A 20,974-nucleotide genomic window follows, 5' to 3' on the forward strand; every position below is an offset into this window, starting at 1 on the left:
TTGTCATTTCCACTAAAAAACACAATCATTTCAATAGGAATTAAAATAAAAAGTTATATAAGGTGAACTTTTGAAAAAAGATGCAGGCAAGGAGGAAGATATTACGTGCTTGCCCCCCCATCCATTTCAACGGTTCATCTTATATAAAAAAAGGAGAGAAACGAAATGAAGCTGGTAAAAATCGCCTCCCTTGCAGCATTAGGGGCAAGTCTTTCTTTGTTGGGAGGGTGTCAGTTGTTTGGCGCTGCGGAAGGCTCCGCTTCCTCCGCCTCTTCCTCCCCTGCTTTCGAGGAATCTACCTTGCCGGGCGGCGGGATTGCTTTGCCGCATAATGAACGGATCCATCTTTCGACAGATCAAAAATGGATCGCATCCGAAGGCCATTTATCCGACCTGATCCGTTTGCAATGGACGGCCGAACGGGCCAAGCCCGCCATTTCTTGGGCCGATGAACAAGGAAACGACAAAACCGCAATCGTCTCTCACGATAAAGCGAATAATCCCGAGCAGCATGACCACAAGCATATTTCCATAGAAACGACGATGTCTCCTGACGGCAAGTACAAGGATCAGCTGTTCACCCGGTTTGAAATCCCGTACGATACCGATGTTGCGGACATTCGGACCCATTCCTCCAATTTCAACGTTATGGACGGAATTTTGAGAGTCGCTGCCGAAGGCAAACGGGATATCCAGTTCGCAAAAAGCGGCAAAGATAACGTCACCACACCGCTCTGGACCCTTCGTGCCGACAGCGGCGAAAAGAGCGGCAATGCCGGCGCCAATTTCAACCTCATTCGTTATGACGACAAAGGCGAAGCGATCGACAGCGCCTTGACCGTGAGCCGAAGCGAAGGCAATGTCGGGATCGGGACGAATCAACCGGAAAGCAAGCTGGATGTCTCCGGTGACAGTATCCGGATCCGCGAGTCGAAAACGCCGACATCGTCCAATTCACCGGGCAATCAAGGGGACATCGCATGGGACGAAAACTATATTTATATTTGCGTAGCCAAGGATACTTGGAAGCGTTCGGAAATTAATACATGGTAATCCCTTTACCTTCACCTTCCGGACGTTCATAAAATCCGCGAACGGAGGGAAGGAGCGTTACCGCTTGAATGGCCAAGCCTAGCGTCATATAAACGATATGGATTGCATACGTCGCTTTTAGGATATAAAGCTGCACCATAATCCAGACCAGAAGGGCAAACCCGATATACAGGGAGAAAGACCAGGACCAATGGGCGGCTCTGAATATATTCAGCCTTTCTCCCATTGTCCACGGTTTTCTCAGAAGCAGGGAAACCATGACTCCCAGCGGACATAAGCCCAGGAGAACCAGCAGGAGCAGGCCCGGAATCAAATAATCGGGAAACAAAGGAACCTGCATCATTTCCGTAGGGATGCGAAGCAATTGTCCGCTGGGATCTATAACAAACGCGCCCCCGCCATACACCGCTCCGAATCCCAAAAATCCGTGCGGTCCGATCAACAACCATACCGTGATCGGCTTTTTTCCTTGCCTATTTTTCGTCAGAACCATCCCTCTTCTTTCTTTGTGATTTTTGCCACTACCGTTATAAAAAAAAAGAAAACGAAACCGCGTCGGCTTCGTCTTCGTTGTCAGTCTTACTTTACCATAGGCAGGGGTACTTTGGAAACGCGATTTGTCCCGCTTGTATCCGGACACCATGCAGAAGTAAAATAGACTGATAAATATTCGTTATTTCAAAAATACGAAGGCAGGTATGATGCGTGAAAAACCTTAAAGTGGCCAACAGCATTACCGAACTCGTCGGAGAGACGCCTGTGGTTCGGCTGAACCGGATAACCCGCGAATCGGACGCCGAGGTGTACGTGAAGCTCGAATACTTTAATCCAAGCGGGAGCGTAAAAGACCGTGCCGCTTCACATATGATTTCTGAGGCCGAAAAGGCGGGGCTTCTGCAGCCGGGCGGCACCATCATCGAACCGACCAGCGGCAACACGGGCATCGGCCTGGCGATGAACGCGGCGGCCAAAGGATACAAAGCCATTCTGGTCATGCCCGAAAATATGACAAAAGAAAGAATCAATCTGCTTCGGGCTTACGGTGCCCAAATCGTGCTGACACCCGCTGAAAAACGCATGCCGGGCTCGATTGAGAAGGCTCTGGAGCTGCATAAACAAATTCCCGGCAGCTTCATCCCCCATCAGTTCAAAAATACGGCCAACCCCGATATCCATCGGATTACCACCGGACCGGAAATTCTCGGCCAAATGGATGGCAGGCTCGATGCATTTGTCGCGACGTCCGGAACCGGGGGGACCATTACGGGGACAGGGGAATATTTGCGGGAGCACTTGCCGGAAATCCGGATCATCGTCGTCGAACCGAAGGGCTCCCCGGTACTTTCGGGAGGAAGTCCCGGCCCCCATAAGCTGGTGGGGACGAGTCCCGGCTTCATCCCGCAGGTGCTGAATACGGGCGTGTACGACGAAATCGTACAGGTCGAAGATCGCGACGCACTTGATACGGTACGGCTGCTCGCCGCCCGCGAAGGCATCCTCGTCGGCCCGTCTTCCGGCGCGTCCGTCTGGACCGCGCTTCAGCTTGCCCGTAAGCTTGGCAAAGGTAAAAGAGTGCTCTGCATCGCTCCAGACACCGGGGAAAGATACTTGAGCATGGGGATTTTCGGAGACGAATGATCTCAATCTGATGTCCCGGTGAATTACTGCCGGTTATGTCTCATCCAGTCCGTCGCGTAATCGACCAGCGCTCTTTGAGGCATCAATAGCGAGCCGGCGCCCGCAATGTTTCCGCGAAGAACCAAACCCTGTTCACGTTCAAAGCGGGACCCGATTTCCGCGAAATCGTCCGAATCCAGTTCAATATCGCGAAATTCTACCCACCGTCTCAAGCCGTCCACGATCAGGGGCGCCTTGCCGACGGTTTCTTTTTTGCTCGGATAGTCCGCACGGTACTCAGCTAGATGAATTGACGTATTATTGGTGTGTCCGACGCCGAGAAGCAGGACCCAGCCGTCCTCATCATAGATCCTGGCCAGCGGAGAGCCTTCTCCAAGTCCGTATTCAAGGCCGTGGTTCCCGGTAATAAACTCGGCCTTCGGCCCCCGTGCCGCAAACGAAACTTGCGGATGAGCGCTCCGTATGGTGCCCCCCTGCTTGCGGAAAAGCTCCGGAATGATCCCCATATGACTCGTAGAAGTCAAATCCGGATCATAGGCGGGCATCTGCTCGCGGATTTGTTCCCACCATTCGGTCGGTGCCGGCGGATTCATCCAGCCTGCCGGGTCGCTCAGGTCACTCGAATGGGTGGGCATCACCAACGTTCCCGAATCGCCAAGCGCGTTCTCTAGCGCCAAGATCACCGCAACCGGCCCCCCGGCAACCCATTGGCCCAAGGATTTGAATGAGGAATGTACGAGCAGCGTCATTCCTTCTTTGACGCCCAAGGCGACGAGGTCGGCCTTGAGCGTTTCCGTCGTGATAAGAGTTCCTTGCAATGGTTCCATATCTTGTTGTATCTCCTTTTCCTTGTTTCAATAAATCTTTACGCTTTCCGGCTTCGCATTCCGAACAACAATTGAATCCCGGGTTCTTCGGACGCCGCGAACCTTTTATATTCCGGAGAATGCGCAGGATAGACGGCGATTTTTCCTTCTTCATTGTAATGAATGCCCCACCCGTATTTTTTGGGCAGCGCGGACGAGCGCAGGCAGGCATGCTTTTTGGCGAACAATTCGCTCCGTATTTCTTGCCCGCGCTCGTGGAGTTCCTCTTCGGAAATTTGTTTGTGCCGGATATGGGTTTCAAACAGCAGTTCTTCGTAATCGTATTTATACGGATGCCCCGCAAGCAGTTCGTACTGGATGACATGAATCGGCTTCCGCTCCTTGTCCGAGACCGGCACGACGCCTTCCGCGACAGGACAATCCGGCGAAACCAGAATGAATGTATTTTTATAACTCACCCGCAATGTCTCCTTCCGTATTTCCGTCAAGACTAATTTTTTTCAAATCATTTCCCAACATTATACACCCGGTTTATTGCGTTTCCTACAAAAAAAGGTTGAACCCGATATGACGGATTCAACCCATGACGTAAATCTGTACTGAAGAAACCTCGCTTAAGCCTGTCCGCCGTTCGGCACCTGTCCTCCGGCTTTGCTTTTGGCGAGTTTCAAATAGCCTTGCACGTTCAACAGTTCGCTGTCTTCTTCAAACCGCAGACGCATTCCCTCCGCGGCTTCCAAAATGTACGACCGCAATGCGGATGCCCCGCCTCCCAGAACGTAGAAGCACTCGATATCCGGGTACTTCTTCCAGCGCTTGCGAATCAAGTCGACCAATTTTTGTGCAGCACGGCTAAAATACATATCCACGATCGGACGAATATCCGCCTTGCCTTCTCCAACCCGTTGAACCGTAAATTCGCGGTTGCGGATCCGGCCGATCAGTTTGGTACGGCTTGGGAATCGGTAGCCGAACTTATCCTCGACATCGCGAATAATCGAATCGAGATAGGTCGCCAGACCGAATTGTTCGCCGGTACTGAACTGGTTATCGATATTCATCCGTTTCACGACCGGAAAGTCGGTTGTCAGCGCCCCGATTTCGCAAATACCGATGCACCCGTTATGTATTTCTTCGCTTCTCACTTGAAGAAACTCGTTGGTTCCCAGATGATAAAGTGCGGCCGCCCCTTCCACGGAAACTACGGCACGGCGGATAATAATGCGCACCGTACGTCCGCGAAGCTCCGGAGTCGAAAGAAACGTGACTTCATGCTCCCCTACCAACCGTTCTTCAAATGCTTTATGAAATGCGACAAAAGTCCGAACCGGCAACCCCGTTCCAATGATGTACTCCGCCTCTTCCACTCCGCCGGCCGGCGGATAAGACTGGCCCGCAACAGCCGCATAAGCGAGCGCCGTCAGAGCTACGACCAGGGACTGATCGCTCGTCGCCTTGTTATCCGTTTCTTCCAACTCGGAGTTGTCCTGGTCCTCCATGGCCAGAAGGCCGACAAAAAAACGCTGGTTATTCCTTTTTAACTTGGGACTGCGGACCTGGACATCGAGGGCCTTTAAAGGCGAATCTTCCTCTTGAAGCACATGTCTGTCATACCCGGGAGATACGATGCTTGGAATCAATATAGGACGCGGGGAACCCTCCACAACGACTTTTACGCTATCGTTACCGACATCTATACCGGCAAATTTAATCATAATGACCTCCTTAACCAAACTAGCTATATACCTGAGTTCGCTCTTTTCTGACAAAATCCTTCTTTCTTTGTGACTTTCCGAACGTTTTTTTTATAAAATGCAGGGTTTTGGGACTATTTGCCGAATAACTACTTTTGGACGAAAATGCAATGATTCAGGAGGATATCAGCAGTTATGAAATTCGGGTTCAACCGCTTAAAATCAGCAAACCGAAAATTCACCGTGCTCATCGTGCCTGAAGGCACCAGCCCGGTTTTCCGCTTCAAAATAAAATCGGCGATGCTTATGTCGCTTCTTGTCTCCCTTATCGTAGTGATCGGTCTTGTATTGGTTCTGTTTCTCCTTAACCGAAGCCATACCAGCCGCATCGTTTCACTGAAAGCAGAGCTATCCGCCTCCACGGCTTCGCTGCAAAGCACGGTTAACGACAAGGAACAGGCCATTGACGAATTGCTGACGGAGCTCGTGGAATTGTCAGAGAAATCCAAAACGATTGAGTCCAAAATGCAGGAACTGGAGAAGCTCGAGGCGGAGCTCAAGGCGATTACAAGCGGAAGCAGGCAGGTTAAGGAAGCCTCCGCCGGATCCAGCACCCCTTCGGGCCAAACCGTGGCCGGCGTAAACGGCCAACAAGATAAATTAAACGGCATGGGCGGAGAGTCAATCCCCCTGTCGGAAGAGGAAATCCGCGCCCTGATTACCGAAACGGAAACAAGCATCACCGCATCGCTTCATGAAATGCCGGAACTGCAGACAAGGCTCGAGCAAACAAAGGTCAACGTGGAAAAGTACAAAGAAATGATGCGAATCCTGCCGACGTATTGGCCGACGGATTCGACGCGGATCACCTCGGAATTCGGGACGCGCAGCGATCCGTTTTCGAGCAGACTCACAACGCATAACGGGCTCGATATCGGCGGACATGTCGGAGATCCGGTCTATGCCGCCGCGGACGGAAAAGTCACGGACACCGGTTACAGCTCCGCCCGGGGCAATTACGTCACCATGTCCCATCCTTCCGGGCTGCAAACGATCTATATGCACCTGGAGGAGGCTCTCGCCGTCAAGGGGGATGCCGTCAAACAAGGAGACAAAATCGGGCTTCTGGGATCCACCGGAAGAAGCACCGGTCCCCATTTACATATTGAAGTGGTCAAGAACGGCCAACCTGTTGATCCGCTGGATTACTTAACCACTCCCGGGAAGGATGAATAATGGAAATGTTTAAAAACAAAAATGTGAAGCTCGACCCCAACTCGACCGATACCCTGATCGGAGAAGGCAGTACTTTCGAAGGGAAAATCACGTCGGCCGCCGGAGTTCGCATCGAGGGCCAGGTCATCGGGGATATCGATTGCGAAGGGGATGTCACGATCGGGGAAAAAGGAACGGTCGAATCCAACATCATTACCGCGAGAAACATCATTATCGCCGGCACCGTCAACGGAAATGTACAGGCCCGGCAAAAGCTTTCCATCACGTCCAAAGGCAAGCTTCGCGGAAACATCTCCGCGGCTTCGCTTTCGATCGAGGAGGGCAGCGTATTTGAGGGAACGAGCCGGATGGACGGCCTGACGGACTCCCTTGCCCCGTCTTCCGATACCCTCGATAAAAAGGACGCACTTGCGGCCGGAAGCCCCGCAAAGGAAGTTGCAGCCGCGGCCGAACCTGATTCGAAGGACGTCAACCCTCAGCCCCGAAACGAAGAATCCGTTTATAAAACTTGGTAAATGAACGCCCATAACGAAGCCCCGCACCGGTATTACGGTACGGGGCTTCCCTCCGTTAGCGGAATTGCAAATCCCGCCTCTTACCGATCTTTCCAGCGTTGAACGGTAAGCGTAACGTTTTCTCCCCCTCCGGAAGTGGTCAGCGTGCGGTTGGCGATGTCGCTGCCGTTTCCGTTCGCTTCGACGGACCCCCAGCTTCCGCGCGTCAATTTGTACGAAAGCGTTGTGCCCGCAGCAAAATCAAGCTTGATCTTGTAAGTTCCATCCGCTTGACGGGTAAGCTGATAGGCCGGGTCCGCCGGGTTCCATCCGTTGAAATCTCCGGCGATGAATACCGTATCGCTTTCGGTCGTATTGGACGGGACGTTTACGGTAAACGTCAAGCTGTCCGCCTGGGGCTCGCCTTCCGTAATATTTCCGTTCACCAACGTCCAGGTGCCTGTGGAGAAACGATAATTATTGCCGTTATTGTTATCCCATGTTCCGCTGCCGTTATTGAAGGCGGCTGTTATTCCCGTCGCCGTTCCCACAGGCAGATTGATCGTAAAGTAACCCGGCTGCGCGGCCGGCGTCATCGCTACTCCCGGAACTGTCGTCCAATCGTTCTGTCCGTCAATTTTGTAGTGAATATAAGGAGTTGCGTAGGATGTTTTATAATAAACCGTTACGGAATTCCCTTGCGGTGTCGTCACAGTGACGGAATTGCTCGGCCCGGATACATTCCCCGCTGCATCCTTGGCCTTTACGGTATAGGCGTAAGTCGTATTCGGCTGCAAAGTCGTGTCCTGATAGGAGGTTGCGGATACCGTAGTCAATAAAACCCCGTCCCTGTAAATCTCATACCCGGTTACCCCTACATTATCGCTCGATGCGCTCCAACTGATCTGGACTCCATTGGCCCCGACCAACGTTGCCGTTACATTGCCGGGAACGGTAGGCGCTTCCGTATCCGGAACTACCGCTGGCGTCGTTATTTCCGCGGCGTTGCTAAAGGCGGACTCATTCCCGGCCGCATCCTTCGCTTTGACGGTGTAGGAATACGCCGTTTCCGGCTGCAATCCCGTATCGTTGTATGAAGTTCCCGTTACCGATGCGATCTTGACCCCATTCCGATAAACCTCATATGCAGTTACTCCTACATTGTCCGTCGACGCGGTCCAGCTTACACTCGCTCCCGTATTCCCGTTCAATACGGCCGTCACATTGCCGGGGACGGTCGGTGCCTGCGTATCTACCGCCGTTTTCTTCACCGCAAAGATTTTGTTGGAATTGCCGTTGACGGTGATGGTGATTTGTTTGCCCGTGACTCCTCCCGCTTGAACCGTTATCGTCTCCGAAGGATTCATCAGGTTCGTTAATGTCGTTCCGACGGTCAGCGCGCTTTCCGTACGGAGCGGAATGGTTTGGGTGATCGAGTTGCCGGAGTTGTTGAACGCCGAGATGACTTCATCTCCCGCATTTGTGCCGGAGTCGATCTTGCGGGAGAAGGCGTAGAGATTAGCCGCCGACCACATTTCTCTTTGTTTGCCGGTGCGAAGCGCCGGATAATCCTGACGAAGCTTGTTGAGCTTGGCTACGAATTGGTACGTATCCGTATTCGGATTAAAATAATCGGTAATCACGTTCCCGTTGCTGTCGCGCTTCACCATTGACCAGCGGTTCCATGTATCGGCGATACCGCCCGTGATGATGGAACCGTTCCCGTTGCCTTTGTTCTGCTCCGTGCCCTGGAATACGACCGGCACGCCGCGTACGGTGAAAATAAAAGCCAGCGCATTTTGAAGCTTCTGCACGTCCCCGCCGACTTCCGTCAAGAAACGGTTGCGGTCATGGTTATCGATGAAGGTAACCATATGATTCTCGTTCCCCTTGTAAAGAGAATCCTGCGCCAACGTCGGCTTAATGGTCGTTTCGAAGGATTGGCCGTAAGCAAAGCTGTTCAGAATTTGGAAGAATAGCGGAAAATCCAGCATTCCCCATTCGCCGTTACTGCCTACCCAACGCGAAACGAATTCCGCATTTCCGTCAAAATTTTCGCCAAAGGAATTAACGCCGACATATTGTTCCAACTCGCGGATGACCGAAGGCTTGATCAGCTTGGCGGCATCCACGCGCATCCCATCCGCTCCCGTGTAGTCGAACCATCCTTTGATCGAACTGAAAATCGCGTTCTTGGCGGCTACATTGTCGTGGTCGATATCATCCAGGCCTGCCAGGTCATGATTTTCGATATAGTCCTGGGCCCACTGGGTGTAGTTGCCGTCCACCAAGGACCAATCGATATCGCCGTTGTGGTGATACCAGGAAGGATTATTGAACGGCGCGGCCGGCTCCAGGCCGGGAATGTCATAGTAATTGTTGGTTCCGTACATGTAATCGCCGATATGATTCGGAACTACGTCGATAATGACTTTAATCCCGAGATCGTGGGCGCTGTCCACCAGCTCTTTCAGCTTTTCCTTTGTGCCGAAGTAAGGATTGGCCTTATTCGGATCCTTTACGTTAAAGCCGTGGTATGCCGTATTCCGCCCCGTCCCGTTGTTGTCCCGGCTCGTCACCTGAGGCTCGGCCACGGGCGAGATCCAAATCGCGGTATAGCCCATGCCTTTAATATATGGCAGCTTATCGATGACCCCCTGCCAATCTCCGCCCTTCATGTAGCGGAAATCCTCTTCGGAGTTCTCACCGTAACGAATCATCGAACCGGTCGCATTATTCGAAGGATCGCCATCGTGAAAGCGATCGACCATAATTTGATAGATGGTGTCGTTCTCGTCAAAGCCGAGTCTCGCGGCTTCGGCTTTCTGGGCAGGCCCCGCGAACCCCCATAACAACGGTACAGCTATGGCGAAGGCCGCAATAAGGCTGATTCCTTTTCTCATTCTCTTGAACTTCATCTACTATCCCTCCTAATTGGTTCCAAATCGCAATTCAAACATGGCATAGCCAAACAAAGTATTGCATACACTCCTTGTTGTAATCGCTTACAACGCAACTAATCTTCCAAATCCTCCTCCCGTTATGCATATTCGGAGATCAGATAAACCAGCGTTATTCAGCATGATCAAACTGGAATAACTACATTTTCATCTCATATCCGCTTTTCCAATTTGAGGAACCGGTTTCCTAGACTTAAAATAGCATCTGTTCTACCTTCAGGTCAATCTTAATTTTCATGTTTTTTCAAAATTTAGAATATATGAAATTTCCAGAGAATCGCATAATCACTCGCTTTCGGCACTTTTTCCCAAAACAAAAATAAGCCCTTCGAACCATCCATTCGAAGAACCTATTTTTCGCTTATTATGCGCTTTAACATATTACGCTGGACTCTCTTACGATCAATTCCGGCTCTATCCATATCTGAAGGCCCTTCTTCCCTTCTTCCGGCGCCGCATCAAGTTCGCAATCCTGAATTCGATCCATGAGCAGTTCCGCAGCTTTCACGCCAAGACCGAAGGTATCCATGTGAAGGCTTGTTAAAGGCGGGGAGGTATAAGGCGCTAGAGGCTCATTGTCAAAAGTGGCGATCCCGATCCCGCCGGGCACGGAAATCCCGTGATCCTTCAGGCATCGCAATGCGCCGAATGCGACATAGTTGTTCATGCAAATGATCGCATCCGGAACTATAGGAAGCTGAAGCATCCCCTCCGCCGCCGCATATCCGCTTTCTTCGGTACTTCCTTCGGGAAAACTCCATAATGGATTCACCCCGTGTCCCTGCCGTCGCAGCGCCTCGGAATAACCGGAAAAGCGCCATAAAAATAATAGTTCATTTTTCCGGCCGCCGATAAAGGCGATTCGCCGGTAACCCTGTTCCAGCAAATGCTCTGTTATTTTTACCGCGCCTAACCGGTTATCGATGTCCACGCAAGGAAAATGATGCTCCCCTTCCCATGCGCCAAGCACCACAAAGGGAAACTTCGTTTTTAACAAGTCGTCTGCGGCTTCCTGTTCCAGGATGGAAGTGTCGATAATGAGTCCGTCCGCCTTCCGGCTTAACACATACCGTTGAAGAAATTCGCGGCTCTCCCCCTGAGGCACGTTGCAGATCGTCAAATCATAGCCATTCGAGCCGGCCACGCTCTCGATCCCGCCGATAATATTATAGAAAAATTGGTTTAAAAAATCGTTCTTCCGCGAAAGGTCGATCATCAAGGCCACATTGTTGCATTTCCGTTTAGCCAAGCCGGTTGCCATGCTGCTGGGAATATAATTCATTTCCCTCATAATGGCCCTGATGCGTTCCTTGGTTGCGTGCGGGATATTGGGCGAATCGTTTAACACCTTTGAAACGGTGGATTTGGCGACGTTTGCAGCTTTGGCGATATCGTTAATCGTTACTTTCACAGGATTGCTTCCCCTTATAAATTATCGTATTTCGTATTGATACTATAATACACTCTATTCAATCGCGAAACACGTCAGATTCTGCCGAACCTTATGTTATGCCATCTTTTCCGCGTAACTTTTTAACCGCCTCGGTTCCGATCATGCTTCCTATCGTCGCGACGATCGCGCTTGAAGAAATGATTTTGGCAACATAATAAATCCCCGTTCCCAAAATGAGGTCAATAACAATAAACTTTTGAATGGACGACCTTTTAATGACCAACAATACGATCCTCCGTTTATTGGAAAGTTCCACTACGATCATCGCCTTCCGCCTTTTGATTAAAATATGAAGCGGATTGACTGTCCCATGATACCGACTGAACCGGTAACAAAAAAACAGCCCGGAATTTATTCCGGACTGTTCTGGCACCTTAACTTCAATGCCGCCGGTGCGCATAAACCTTACGTTTTTTTGCGAACAGGCGGTGTTCAAGCGTATGAAATTAGCCCTGGCTCTGTCCCACTGACCAGGACTCCAGGGAAAGCGACGGATCGGCCTTCAAGTCCAGGCCGGAAAATTCGCCTTGCTTCCATTTGAGATAGGCCGCGGCGCCAATCATGGCGGCATTGTCCGTACAGTAGGCCATCGGCGGAATCGCAAGGGGAATGCCTTCCCGCTCGCAGCGCTTGGTCAGCGACGACCTTAAGCCCCGGTTGGCGGCAACGCCGCCGCAGAGCAGCAGCTGCAACGCGCCGGTCTCCTTCACCGCCCGGATCGCCTTCTCGACCACGACATCGATCACCGATTCCTGGAATCCGCGGGCGATTGCGGCTTCATATCCCGATTCTCCCCGCATTTTATGCTGGTTAACGGCATTCAGCACCGCGGATTTAAGTCCGCTGAAGCTGAAATCATAGGAGTCCGGCTCCAGCCAGGCGCGCGGCATTTCTTCGCAGGCTTCCGATTCCGTCGCCAGCTTATCGACATGCGGCCCCCCCGGATATGGAAAGCCGAGGGCACGGGCCACTTTATCGTAAGCTTCGCCTACCGCGTCGTCCCGCGTGCGGCCGATCAGTTCAAAATTCCCTTCGCTCCGCATCAGCACCAGCTCGGTATGTCCGCCGGATACAACCAGGGCCAGGCTAGGATATTGAATGTCGCCGACAAGCCGGTTGGCATAAATATGACCGGCGATATGATGCGTTCCGATCAACGGCTTGTCCAAGGCGAAGGCCAGGCTCTTTGCCGCCATTATGCCGACCAGCAGCGCGCCGACCAAGCCCGGGCCTTCGGTCACCGCCACGGCGGACAGCTCCGCCGTCGTAATTCCCGCCCGGTTCACCGCTTCCTCGAGCATCAATGTAATGTTCTCGACGTGCTTGCGGGAAGCGACCTCGGGTACGACGCCTCCGAACGCTTTATGCGTCTCGATCTGGCTGGCGATCAGGTTCGACAGCACCTCGGTCCCGTTTTTGATCACGGCGGCCGATGTCTCGTCGCAGCTCGTTTCCACCGCAAGTATATAACAATCCTGATTCAGCAATTTTATTCGCTTCCTTCCTCTTCGCCGCTTTCGCTCTCTGCCTCGGGGAGCTCGCACCACATGATGATGGCATCTTCATGATTATCGGAATAATAGCCCTTTCGTACGCCGGCCGGAAGAAATCCCAGCTTGGCGTAAAGCGACTGCGCGACCCGGTTCGTGGCCCGCACCTCCAGGGTCATCCGCTCCATCCCGAGCCGTGCGGCCCAAACCATCATTTTGCGCAAAAGCAGTTCGCCCAGATGGCGTCCGCGGTATGCGGTTCTGACCGCAATATTGGTAATATGCGCTTCGTCCACGATCGTCCACATTCCGGAATAGCCGATCGGCTTGCCGTCATATTCCATGATCAGATAACGCGCAAATTGATTCAATGTCATTTCATTGCGGAACGCTTCCTCGCTCCAGGGCAGAGTGAATGACTCATGCTCGATGATCAATACGTCGGGAACGTCCTGCAGCGTCATCGTCCGGAATCGGATCCCTTCCGGGTTGCTTTCAAATTCTTGTTCCAGCTCCATTGCCGCCCCCCCCCTTATCGCCCGCGCAACCGCTTGGCTTCGGCTTCGGCAAGCTGGGTGTAATTCGGCTCGATCGCATGCACATCGTCGCCGCCTCGCAGCCGCGTGCGGCGGATGCCGGCGAGCCCGGCCGCGATTCCCTCAAGCTCGTAGGGAACGAGATGAAGCGCATCGCCCATGAGCGGGCGAAGCGTCTCGGCCACGGGCGCGTGCAGCGCCGTTTCGCCGACAAACCACAGGCCGGCCGGGCGATCCTTCGGCTCGAGCCCATCAAGCAGGACGGCGAGTTCCGCCGTCCAGTCCGCCATCAGCCGGATCGCGTCCGGCTCCATCCGCTCGGGCATCCGCCCGGCTTCCGCGGCGAACAGCGCGGTATACGCTTGTCCGCGGCGCGCGTCGACCAGCGGAACGATCCAGTGCACGGCGTTGCCCGCGCCTGCTTCTTCCGCGGACGTTGCGGCCACGCCCGCCGCCTCGCTTGCCGCCGCAGCGCCTAACGCGGCAAGGTCAAATCCGCTTCCGCGCGCAAAGCCGCCAAGCGCACGCGCCTCGAGGCTCGATACGCCGTACACCGGCAATCCGAGACTCCAGGCCAGCGTTTTCGCCGTGGTCACCGCGATCCGGGCCCCGGTGTATGAACCGGGGCCGACGCCGACGGCGATGCCGTCCAGCTCCGATTTGGCGATGCCGGCCGCCGAGAGCGCCTCGCCGATCGCGCTGACCAGGTACGCCGAATGATTGCGTTCGGCGTGAATATTTTTCTCCGCGAGCAATCTGCCGCCTTCCATCACGGCGACGGCCAGCGAGGAGGTCGACGTGTCAAACGCCAATAGCCGCCGCAGCGGCCGTGGTTCATGATGATTATTTTTCATAAGATGCGACTCCATTCTCCCTTAACCGTTCGATCCAGGATTCATAGGGCTGTCCGCAGCCCTTCAAATAAAAGTTCCGTTCCGTTCCTTCCGCCGATTCTATGTACATATACAGCACTTCGGACGGAAGCAAATCTTCGATTAAGCTCGCCCACTCCACCAAAGTGACGCCGGATCCGTAAAAATACTCATCCAGCCCCAGTTCACCCGCCTCATCCGAAGAGAGACGATAAACATCCATATGATAGAACGGCAGCCTGCCTTGATATTCCTTAATTAGCGTAAAAGTCGGACTGTTAACCGTACCGGTTACGCCCAAATGCCTTGCAAAACACTGCGAAAAGGCCGTCTTTCCCGCACCGAGATCTCCGTCCAACGCAATGACGGTGCCCGGTCCCGAATGCGCCGCCAAAAAAGCCGCGAGCCGGTCCGTTCCGTCCAAATTTTCCGCCTTATGCATAAAGCCCGCAGAGGCTTTGTCGAATATCCAGTCCATCTTGATCCTTCCTTAAAGAGGTTCTTCGCATATGAATATGCCCTGTGATCCCAAAAAAGCGTATGTCCCCATTATATCGGTCCGTTCCACCCCCCGCAACAAACAATCCTCTCAGGCGAACCGCGTAATAGAAGGGGCGAAAAATGGCTATACTAACAAAAAAACGGCAAATTCGCAGCTTCTTCGCTGCCTCTGCCGAAAGGAGCCGCAAAACATGCATACGGTATGGAAAGGAGCCATCAGCTTCGGACTTGTCCACGTGCCGGTCAAAATGTTCTCCGCGACGGAGGATAAAGACATTTCGATGAAATATATCCATAAGGAATGCGGCAGCCCGATCTCTTACGTCAGGCGCTGCCCGACCTGCGACACGGATGTAAATTGGGAGGAAATTTCCCGGGGTTACGAATATGAGAAAGGAAAATACGTGCTGTTTGAAAAAGAGGAGTTGGAGCAGCTCTCGGACCGTACGGAAAAGACGATTACGATTCTCGATTTCGTCGATTTGCATGAAATTGATCCGATTTATTTTCAGAAGACGTATTACTTGTCCCCCGACCAGGCCGGGTCGAACGCTTATCAGCTTCTGCTCGAAGCGATGCGGGAATCCGGGAAAATCGGAATCGCCAAGATCGCGATCCGCTCCAAAAGCAGTCTCGCCGCTATTCGCGTAATGGAAGGATGCCTTGCGGTCGAAACGATCTTTTTTCCGGATGAAATCCGCCCGATCTCCCAAGTGCCGAATCTCCCGGAAAACCTTCAAGTGAACGACAAAGAGCTATCCATGGCCAAGCTGCTGATCGAGCAGTTGTCCACGCCGTTCGAACCGGAAAAATACAACGATGATTACCGTGAAAATCTGCTGAAGCTGATCGAGCAAAAGGTTGCCGGCGAAGAGATCAGCCTCGCTCCGGCCAAGCCGGAAACGAATGTGATCGACCTGATGGCCGCCCTTCAGGCCAGCATCGAAGCCGCCAAGCCGGGACCCGCCGCGATCGCTACCGATCCCGGACCGGCCAAGGCCAAGCGGGCGCGCGGCGCTTCCTCCGCCGGAACGGCGGCAGCCGCGAACGGGAATTCCGCGGACGAGGCACCCGCCGCGAAAGCCAAAGCCACTGGCGGCCGCAAAAGAACAAAGCCGGCAGCGGAAAGCGACGAGACCGCCGTTGCCGAGACCGTGGTCGTGCCGAAGCCGAAACGAAAAACGGCAAGCAAAAGCACCAAGAAGACGATCTCCTGACGAAATGTTTGTAAAGCCTCAAATGCTCTGCGTCAGCGTACAAGCCTCCGGCGATACGTCGGCCCATCCTTGAATGACCGGATGCCGCATCGTACCGCCGGGGGTCCACTCCAGAAACTGCACCTTCACCACAAGCTCCGGTTTAACCCAATCCGCCCCTTTGATCCTTTCGGGCTGATTGATAAACGGACGGTCCGCGATGCGGAGCCGCTGCGCCGTTTCCGTCAACCTGCTCCACTCCGCGAATGTCCATTTTCCGCTCCCCGCATGCCCGATATATATGAATCTCCCGTCTTCGTCATAGAGGCCGAGCAACACTGCATTCACCGTTCCGTCCCGGTACGTCACCCCGCCGATGACCGCATACAAATCATGAGCCAGCTTCCGCTTCATCCACCGCGCATCCTTGCCGCCGATCGCATAAGCGCTGTCCAGCCTCTTGCATACCACGCCCTCCCACCCTTGCTGCTTCATGACCGCAAACAAGGTTTCGGGATCCGCCACATTGGGAACGAGCTGAACGCGTTCATTCGGCGTTACGATTTGCTGCAGCAATTGCTGGCGGCTGCTCAGAGGCCGGTCGGTGACCCATTCCCCATTGCAATACAAAACATCGAATATCATATAGATCGCTTGAATCCGGGTTGCCGCAAAGCGAATCTCGCGCTCCCGCCGCAAGCTGTCCCGCTTCATAATCTCGTGAAAAGACGGCCTTCCCCCGGCGATCGCGATCATTTCCCCGTCCAGCACGAAGGATTCGGCACGGCAGTAAGCCCCGGTATCCGTAAATTCGGGGTACTGCAAGGTCCGGTCGTTCCCTTTCCGGTTAATCAGACGCACCTCTTGACCATCAGCATACGTGAGCATCCGCACCCCATCCCATTTGACCTGGGCAATCCACGGGTCGCCTTGAGGCAGTTTATCGGTCCGTATCGGCTCGAACGGGATGACCGGTTTGATATCCATCGCTATCCGTCTCCTTTTAGATAGTCGTTTTGAAAACTCACTTTCCTCATCCATACCATCATAGTTTCCGTCATTCGGGCAAAGATATAATTGAAAGGAAGGTGCCGCCCATGGCTCGCAGCATCAAAGGAAGCATTGTTATCGAAGGGGAAGAAATCACCGTCAGCAATCCCGATAAACTGCTCTGGCCGGAGGCGGGAATTACGAAGCTGATCTATTTGCAAAAGCTCGCTGAGCTGTCGCCTTACCTGCTTCGCTACTGCCGGAGACGGCTGCTCACCACGATCCGGTATCCGGGAGGAATCCACGGCAAGTTTTTTTACCAAAAAAACGCCCCTGAACCGCTCCCTTCCTTCGTCCGGACCGCCGAACACGAAGGGATCCGCTACGTCGTGCTGGACAATCTCCCAACCTTGATATGGCTTGGCAATCTGGCCGCCATCGAGTTCCACCCTTCCCTCCATTACATCGGCGAACAGCTGCCTTGCGAATGGATGATCGACCTTGACCCGACGCTGGATCAGGAACCCCGGATCATGGAGGCCGCGGCCTATGTCGGCGAGATCCTGACTTCGCTGGGCCTGTCTTCGGTCCCGAAAACGTCGGGCGCAACGGGCATCCAGATTATCGTCCCGATCGAGTACGGGGTCACGTTCGACGAGCTTCGAGCGATCGGCCATTTCGTCGCCCGTTATGTCACGGAGAAACATCCCCGGCTGTTTACGATCGAACGGTTAAAAAAAGACCGGGGCGACAAAATCTATTTCGATTACCTTCAACACTACGGCGGAAAAACATTGGCTTCCCCGTATACGCCGAGAGCCCGCCAAGCCGCCAGCGTCTCGACTCCGCTTACCTGGGAGGAGGTCTGGCAAAGCCCTTCGCCGTCCGACTACAATCTGCTAAACATAACGGACCGGCTAAAGGAACGCGGCGATTTGCTTGCAGACGCGCCCCCTCAGTCCGTCGAACTGATTCTGCGGCATTTAAAGCAAAGGTGACAGCAGCCGGGCCAGCATTTCAGCAAGCTTTTGCCGACGCGGACGCCGTGAAAATTTTTGCGGAACGATTAGCCGGGAATCGGATAAATCCTGTTCAAAATCCCGGGACAGACGGGAGATCGGTTCCGGATCGAACATCACCGCGGTCATTTCAAAGTTGCAAAAGAAGCTGCGCATATCCATGTTCGCGGTGCCGACCGAAGCCAGCAGATCATCCACGATCAGCACTTTGGCATGGATAAAACCTTTGGCATACTCGTAAAACTGGACTCCGGCCTTAAGCAGATCCTCTACGTAGGAAAGCGAAGCGAGCTTGACCACACGGCTGTCGGCGTGTCCGGGTATGATCACGATAACCTCCACGCCGCTGACCGCCGCCATTTTCAGCCCCTCGTAAATCCCCGGATCCGGGATGAAATACGGCGTGGCGATCCAGATCCTCCGCTTCGCCGACGTCATTGCGCCAAAACACATCTCCTGCAGGGCGTTCCAATGCTGATCGGGCCCGCTGGACAAAACCTGGACCTGTTCCTTCCCCCGGCAATGATGTTCCGGAAACAAGTCCGGGTCATGGATCTTCTGCCCGGAAGCCAGCCGCCAGTCCCCCAGAAACGTATTTTGCAGAAAATAAACGGCATCCCCCGTGATCTGTAGATGCGTATCCCTCCAGTACCCCATTTTTTTATAGAGCCCGAGATAATCATCTCCAATGTTCAATCCGCCGACAAAACCGACCGTGCCGTCAATGATGAGGATTTTGCGATGGTTTCTGAAGTTCACCCTTCGGTCCAGAAACGCGATAAACGGCGGCAGGAAGAAATAAACCTCCACTCCGGCTTCCTTCAGCGCCCGCACGAAGGACGCAGGCAACCGGTAGCTGCCCAGCCCGTCACACAGGAACCTCACTGTCACGCCTTCCCGGGCTTTTCGGATCATTATCTCCTTGAACTTTTTCCCGATCCCGTCATCTCTAAAAATATAAAATTGAATATGTATATGATCCTTCGCTTTCTCCATGGCCGCGAGCATGGCATCAAACGCTTCCTCCCCGCTGCTCAACACCTTCGTCTCATTGCATCCGGTAATCGGACTTTCCGAGATCCGGGTCAACAGGTTGAACAGGCGCTCTTGTCCTTCAAACTGCGGATTGCTCATCTCCCCGATCGACTCCACAATTTCGGCTTGCCGCCACAACCTCTCCTTCATTTCCTGAAACAGCCGGCTTCCGCTGCGGCGCAGCTTCCGCCGTTTTTTGTAATCCTGGGCCAAGAAATAATAGAGAATAAATCCGATGAGCGGGACCGCGAACAAAATGAACATCCAGGCGATCGCTTTATCGGGCTTCCGAAATTCCAACAGAAGAATCGTGGCGATTTGAAAAATAAAAGCAAGTAAAATTGCGACCAGCCATATCATCTTTTTCACCCTTCCCTTCAATCAGCATTAACCATACGGCAAGCACTTTATTCATGAGAGGCGGATCGCACTCAACCTTTTTGACATGAATTTGGAAACATAGGAATAGATAATTTATAAAAGCTTTCAAATTTAAAGAGGAAAGGAGATGCCATGAGAACAGCCAGTACAGGCCTGCCCAACCCCAGCCGGATGACCTTGCTCGTACTAAGGGACGCAAACCAGCCCGTCAAACAGCTTCAAGTGTCCAAGCCGCTGGTCATTGCCGTTCCGCTGATCGCCATACTATCGATTTCCGGTCTGATCATCAGTCTGCAGATCCAGTCGGGACAAACGATCGGAAGGCTGGAGCGCGATCTGCAAAGCCAGAATCTCCGGTTTGAAGCGGTCGTGTCCGATAAGGACGCGGCTATCCAACGTCTTCAAAATGAAGTGATCGCCTTGTCGGGCCAATCGAAAGAAATGATGGACCGGATGGAACGGGTCACCGAGCTGGAAGCCGAACTGAAGAAATTTATCGACAAGTACGGAGAACAGACCGGCATAGCGGCGGAAAACCTGACCTCCCTCCCCGCAGACCCGGCCGAAGACGGTTTGCTCGGCGTCGGCGGAGAATTCATCGCGGTTCATGAAAACGAAATCGAGCAATTGGCTCTGGATACACAAGAGCAGTTTGCGGCAATGAGCCAAATGCTGGATGAAATGGAGTCCCACGTTCCCGCCACATTGAAAAAGGCCAAGCAAACGCAATACAAGCTCTCGGGAACTCCGACGGAATGGCCGACCGTATCGAAGCGGATTACGTCGAACTTCGGCTATCGGACCGACCCTTTTACGGGACGGGCTTCCTTCCATGCGGGGATCGACATCGCCGGGAAGATCGGGGATCCCGTCTATGCGGCCGGAGCGGGCAAGGTGTTGACCACCGCGAAGGACAATTCCCATGGAAGATACATCGTCATCGAACATCCCGGAGGGCTGCAGAGCTGGTACCTGCACCTCAGCAAAATCGGGGTTTCCGAAGGCGACACGGTCACCAAAGGCCAGCGTATCGGCGGTCTTGGCAATACCGGACGCAGCACCGGTCCGCATCTGCATTTTGAAATCGTCAAAAAGGACAAAACGGTCGACCCGCTCCCCTATTTGCAATAGTACAATCCAAAGATCAATGGAGGATGAAATCGCGTATGTTTAAAGAGAACAAAATGCCGTCCGGCACGACGGATACTTTGATCGGCAAAGGCAGCTCCGCCGAAGGCAAGCTCGAATGCAACGCAAACATCAGGATCGAAGGGAAGTTCGAGGGCGAAATCGATTGTTTCGGGCAGGTCGTCGTTGGAGAAACGGGCGAGGCTCGGTCAAATATTAAAGGCGCCGACATCGTCGTTGCCGGAAAAGTTATCGGCGATATCGTCAGTCAAGGCCGGCTCACGATCACCGGGAGCGGTCAGGTCGAAGGAAACGTAAACGTCGCAAAACTGGTCATTGTCGAGGGCGGCCTGCTGAACGGTTCCAGTCAAATGGAGATCACGGTCCCCGCCCTCCATCCCGTCAAAGAAGCCAAGGAGAAATCCTCCAAAAAATCGGCGCGTCCTGAAGCGGGGTAATGATCGTGAAACC

21 protein-coding genes are annotated in these 20,974 nt (G+C 53.4%); 8 read left to right on the forward strand and 13 right to left on the reverse strand.

Annotated elements, in window-relative coordinates:
- Positions 1-165 precede the first annotated feature (165 nt).
- On the forward strand, positions 166-1,053 hold the full coding sequence (locus ACSFXJ_RS20390; RefSeq protein ID WP_435922186.1) for a hypothetical protein: 888 nt from the start codon (positions 166-168) through the stop codon (positions 1,051-1,053).
- Here the strand turns inward: ACSFXJ_RS20390 and ACSFXJ_RS20395 are convergent.
- Positions 1,040-1,546 carry a hypothetical protein gene (locus ACSFXJ_RS20395; protein WP_435922187.1) on the reverse strand — a complete coding sequence of 169 codons (507 nt, stop codon included), beginning with the start codon at positions 1,544-1,546 and terminating at the stop codon, positions 1,040-1,042. The genes ACSFXJ_RS20390 and ACSFXJ_RS20395 overlap by 14 nt on opposite strands.
- A 212-nt stretch (positions 1,547-1,758) precedes the next feature.
- On the opposite strand from ACSFXJ_RS20395, the gene cysK reads away from it, so the two are divergent.
- On the forward strand, positions 1,759-2,691 hold the full coding sequence (cysK, locus tag ACSFXJ_RS20400; RefSeq protein ID WP_435922188.1) for a cysteine synthase A: 933 nt from the start codon (positions 1,759-1,761) through the stop codon (positions 2,689-2,691).
- A 23-nt stretch (positions 2,692-2,714) separates the two neighbouring features.
- On the opposite strand, the gene ACSFXJ_RS20405 is transcribed toward cysK, so the two are convergent.
- From ACSFXJ_RS20405 to ACSFXJ_RS20415, 3 genes are all read right to left on the reverse strand, one after another.
- The gene (locus tag ACSFXJ_RS20405; protein WP_435922189.1) at positions 2,715-3,518 is read right to left on the reverse strand and encodes an aminoglycoside N(3)-acetyltransferase; all 804 of its coding nucleotides are present in this window, start codon (positions 3,516-3,518) and stop codon (positions 2,715-2,717) included.
- A 38-nt stretch (positions 3,519-3,556) separates the two neighbouring features.
- Positions 3,557-3,976, reverse strand: a complete 420-nt coding sequence (locus ACSFXJ_RS20410) for a DUF6157 family protein (protein WP_435922190.1) — start codon at positions 3,974-3,976, stop codon at positions 3,557-3,559.
- A 156-nt stretch (positions 3,977-4,132) separates the two neighbouring features.
- On the reverse strand, positions 4,133-5,233 hold the full coding sequence (locus tag ACSFXJ_RS20415; RefSeq protein WP_435922191.1) for a ParM/StbA family protein: 1,101 nt from the start codon (positions 5,231-5,233) through the stop codon (positions 4,133-4,135).
- 174 nt (positions 5,234-5,407) lie between these two features.
- Here ACSFXJ_RS20415 and ACSFXJ_RS20420 point away from each other — a divergent pair, with 174 nt between their 5' ends.
- Both ACSFXJ_RS20420 and ACSFXJ_RS20425 read left to right on the forward strand, forming a co-directional pair.
- Complete coding sequence (locus tag ACSFXJ_RS20420; protein ID WP_435922192.1) at positions 5,408-6,448, forward strand: peptidoglycan DD-metalloendopeptidase family protein; 1,041 nt, start codon at positions 5,408-5,410, stop codon at positions 6,446-6,448.
- 5 nt (positions 6,449-6,453) lie between these two features.
- Complete coding sequence (locus tag ACSFXJ_RS20425) at positions 6,454-6,963, forward strand: bactofilin family protein (RefSeq protein WP_435922193.1); 510 nt, start codon at positions 6,454-6,456, stop codon at positions 6,961-6,963.
- A gap of 80 nt (positions 6,964-7,043) precedes the next feature.
- On the opposite strand, the gene ACSFXJ_RS20430 is transcribed toward ACSFXJ_RS20425, so the two are convergent.
- From ACSFXJ_RS20430 to tsaE, 7 genes are all read right to left on the reverse strand, one after another.
- On the reverse strand, positions 7,044-9,860 hold the full coding sequence (locus tag ACSFXJ_RS20430) for an alpha-amylase family glycosyl hydrolase (RefSeq protein WP_435922194.1): 2,817 nt from the start codon (positions 9,858-9,860) through the stop codon (positions 7,044-7,046).
- Positions 9,861-10,275: 415 nt separating this feature from the next.
- On the reverse strand, positions 10,276-11,313 hold the full coding sequence (locus ACSFXJ_RS20435) for a LacI family DNA-binding transcriptional regulator (RefSeq protein WP_435922195.1): 1,038 nt from the start codon (positions 11,311-11,313) through the stop codon (positions 10,276-10,278).
- Positions 11,314-11,404: 91 nt separating this feature from the next.
- Positions 11,405-11,620, reverse strand: coding sequence for a hypothetical protein (locus ACSFXJ_RS20440; RefSeq protein WP_435922196.1), 216 nt, complete (start codon positions 11,618-11,620; stop codon positions 11,405-11,407).
- 181 nt (positions 11,621-11,801) lie between these two features.
- Positions 11,802-12,842, reverse strand: coding sequence for a tRNA (adenosine(37)-N6)-threonylcarbamoyltransferase complex transferase subunit TsaD (gene tsaD / locus ACSFXJ_RS20445; RefSeq protein ID WP_435922197.1), 1,041 nt, complete (start codon positions 12,840-12,842; stop codon positions 11,802-11,804).
- Between the two features lie 2 nt (positions 12,843-12,844).
- Complete coding sequence (rimI, locus tag ACSFXJ_RS20450) at positions 12,845-13,363, reverse strand: ribosomal protein S18-alanine N-acetyltransferase (RefSeq protein WP_435922198.1); 519 nt, start codon at positions 13,361-13,363, stop codon at positions 12,845-12,847.
- Positions 13,364-13,377: 14 nt separating this feature from the next.
- The gene (tsaB, locus tag ACSFXJ_RS20455) at positions 13,378-14,235 is read right to left on the reverse strand and encodes a tRNA (adenosine(37)-N6)-threonylcarbamoyltransferase complex dimerization subunit type 1 TsaB (protein ID WP_435922199.1); all 858 of its coding nucleotides are present in this window, start codon (positions 14,233-14,235) and stop codon (positions 13,378-13,380) included.
- A complete protein-coding gene (gene tsaE / locus ACSFXJ_RS20460; protein ID WP_435925821.1) occupies positions 14,225-14,695 on the reverse strand; it encodes a tRNA (adenosine(37)-N6)-threonylcarbamoyltransferase complex ATPase subunit type 1 TsaE in 471 nt (156 codons plus the stop codon). Before tsaE ends, tsaB begins: the two co-directional genes overlap by 11 nt.
- Before the next feature lie 250 nt (positions 14,696-14,945).
- On the opposite strand from tsaE, the gene ACSFXJ_RS20465 reads away from it, so the two are divergent.
- Complete coding sequence (locus ACSFXJ_RS20465; protein ID WP_435922200.1) at positions 14,946-15,971, forward strand: Ku protein; 1,026 nt, start codon at positions 14,946-14,948, stop codon at positions 15,969-15,971.
- A gap of 18 nt (positions 15,972-15,989) precedes the next feature.
- Here the strand turns inward: ACSFXJ_RS20465 and ACSFXJ_RS20470 are convergent, their stop codons facing one another.
- Positions 15,990-16,937: an ATP-dependent DNA ligase gene (locus ACSFXJ_RS20470; RefSeq protein WP_435922201.1), complete on the reverse strand. Its 948-nt coding sequence runs from the start codon at positions 16,935-16,937 to the stop codon at positions 15,990-15,992.
- 110 nt (positions 16,938-17,047) lie between these two features.
- On the opposite strand from ACSFXJ_RS20470, the gene ligD reads away from it, so the two are divergent.
- Positions 17,048-17,938, forward strand: a complete 891-nt coding sequence (ligD, locus tag ACSFXJ_RS20475; protein WP_435922202.1) for a non-homologous end-joining DNA ligase — start codon at positions 17,048-17,050, stop codon at positions 17,936-17,938.
- Here the strand turns inward: ligD and cls are convergent.
- On the reverse strand, positions 17,924-19,354 hold the full coding sequence (gene cls, locus ACSFXJ_RS20480; protein WP_435922204.1) for a cardiolipin synthase: 1,431 nt from the start codon (positions 19,352-19,354) through the stop codon (positions 17,924-17,926). The two genes, ligD and cls, sit on opposite strands and share 15 nt — an antisense overlap.
- Positions 19,355-19,507: 153 nt before the next feature.
- Here cls and ACSFXJ_RS20485 point away from each other — a divergent pair, with 153 nt between their 5' ends.
- Together ACSFXJ_RS20485 and ACSFXJ_RS20490 are read left to right on the forward strand one after the other, a co-directional pair.
- Positions 19,508-20,506, forward strand: coding sequence for a M23 family metallopeptidase (locus tag ACSFXJ_RS20485; protein WP_435922205.1), 999 nt, complete (start codon positions 19,508-19,510; stop codon positions 20,504-20,506).
- Between the two features lie 35 nt (positions 20,507-20,541).
- The gene (locus ACSFXJ_RS20490; RefSeq protein WP_435922206.1) at positions 20,542-20,961 is read left to right on the forward strand and encodes a bactofilin family protein; all 420 of its coding nucleotides are present in this window, start codon (positions 20,542-20,544) and stop codon (positions 20,959-20,961) included.
- Positions 20,962-20,974 lie beyond the last annotated feature (13 nt).

It is taken from the genome of Paenibacillus salivarius (assembly GCF_051307165.1).
GTDB lineage: Bacteria > Bacillota > Bacilli > Paenibacillales > Paenibacillaceae > Fontibacillus.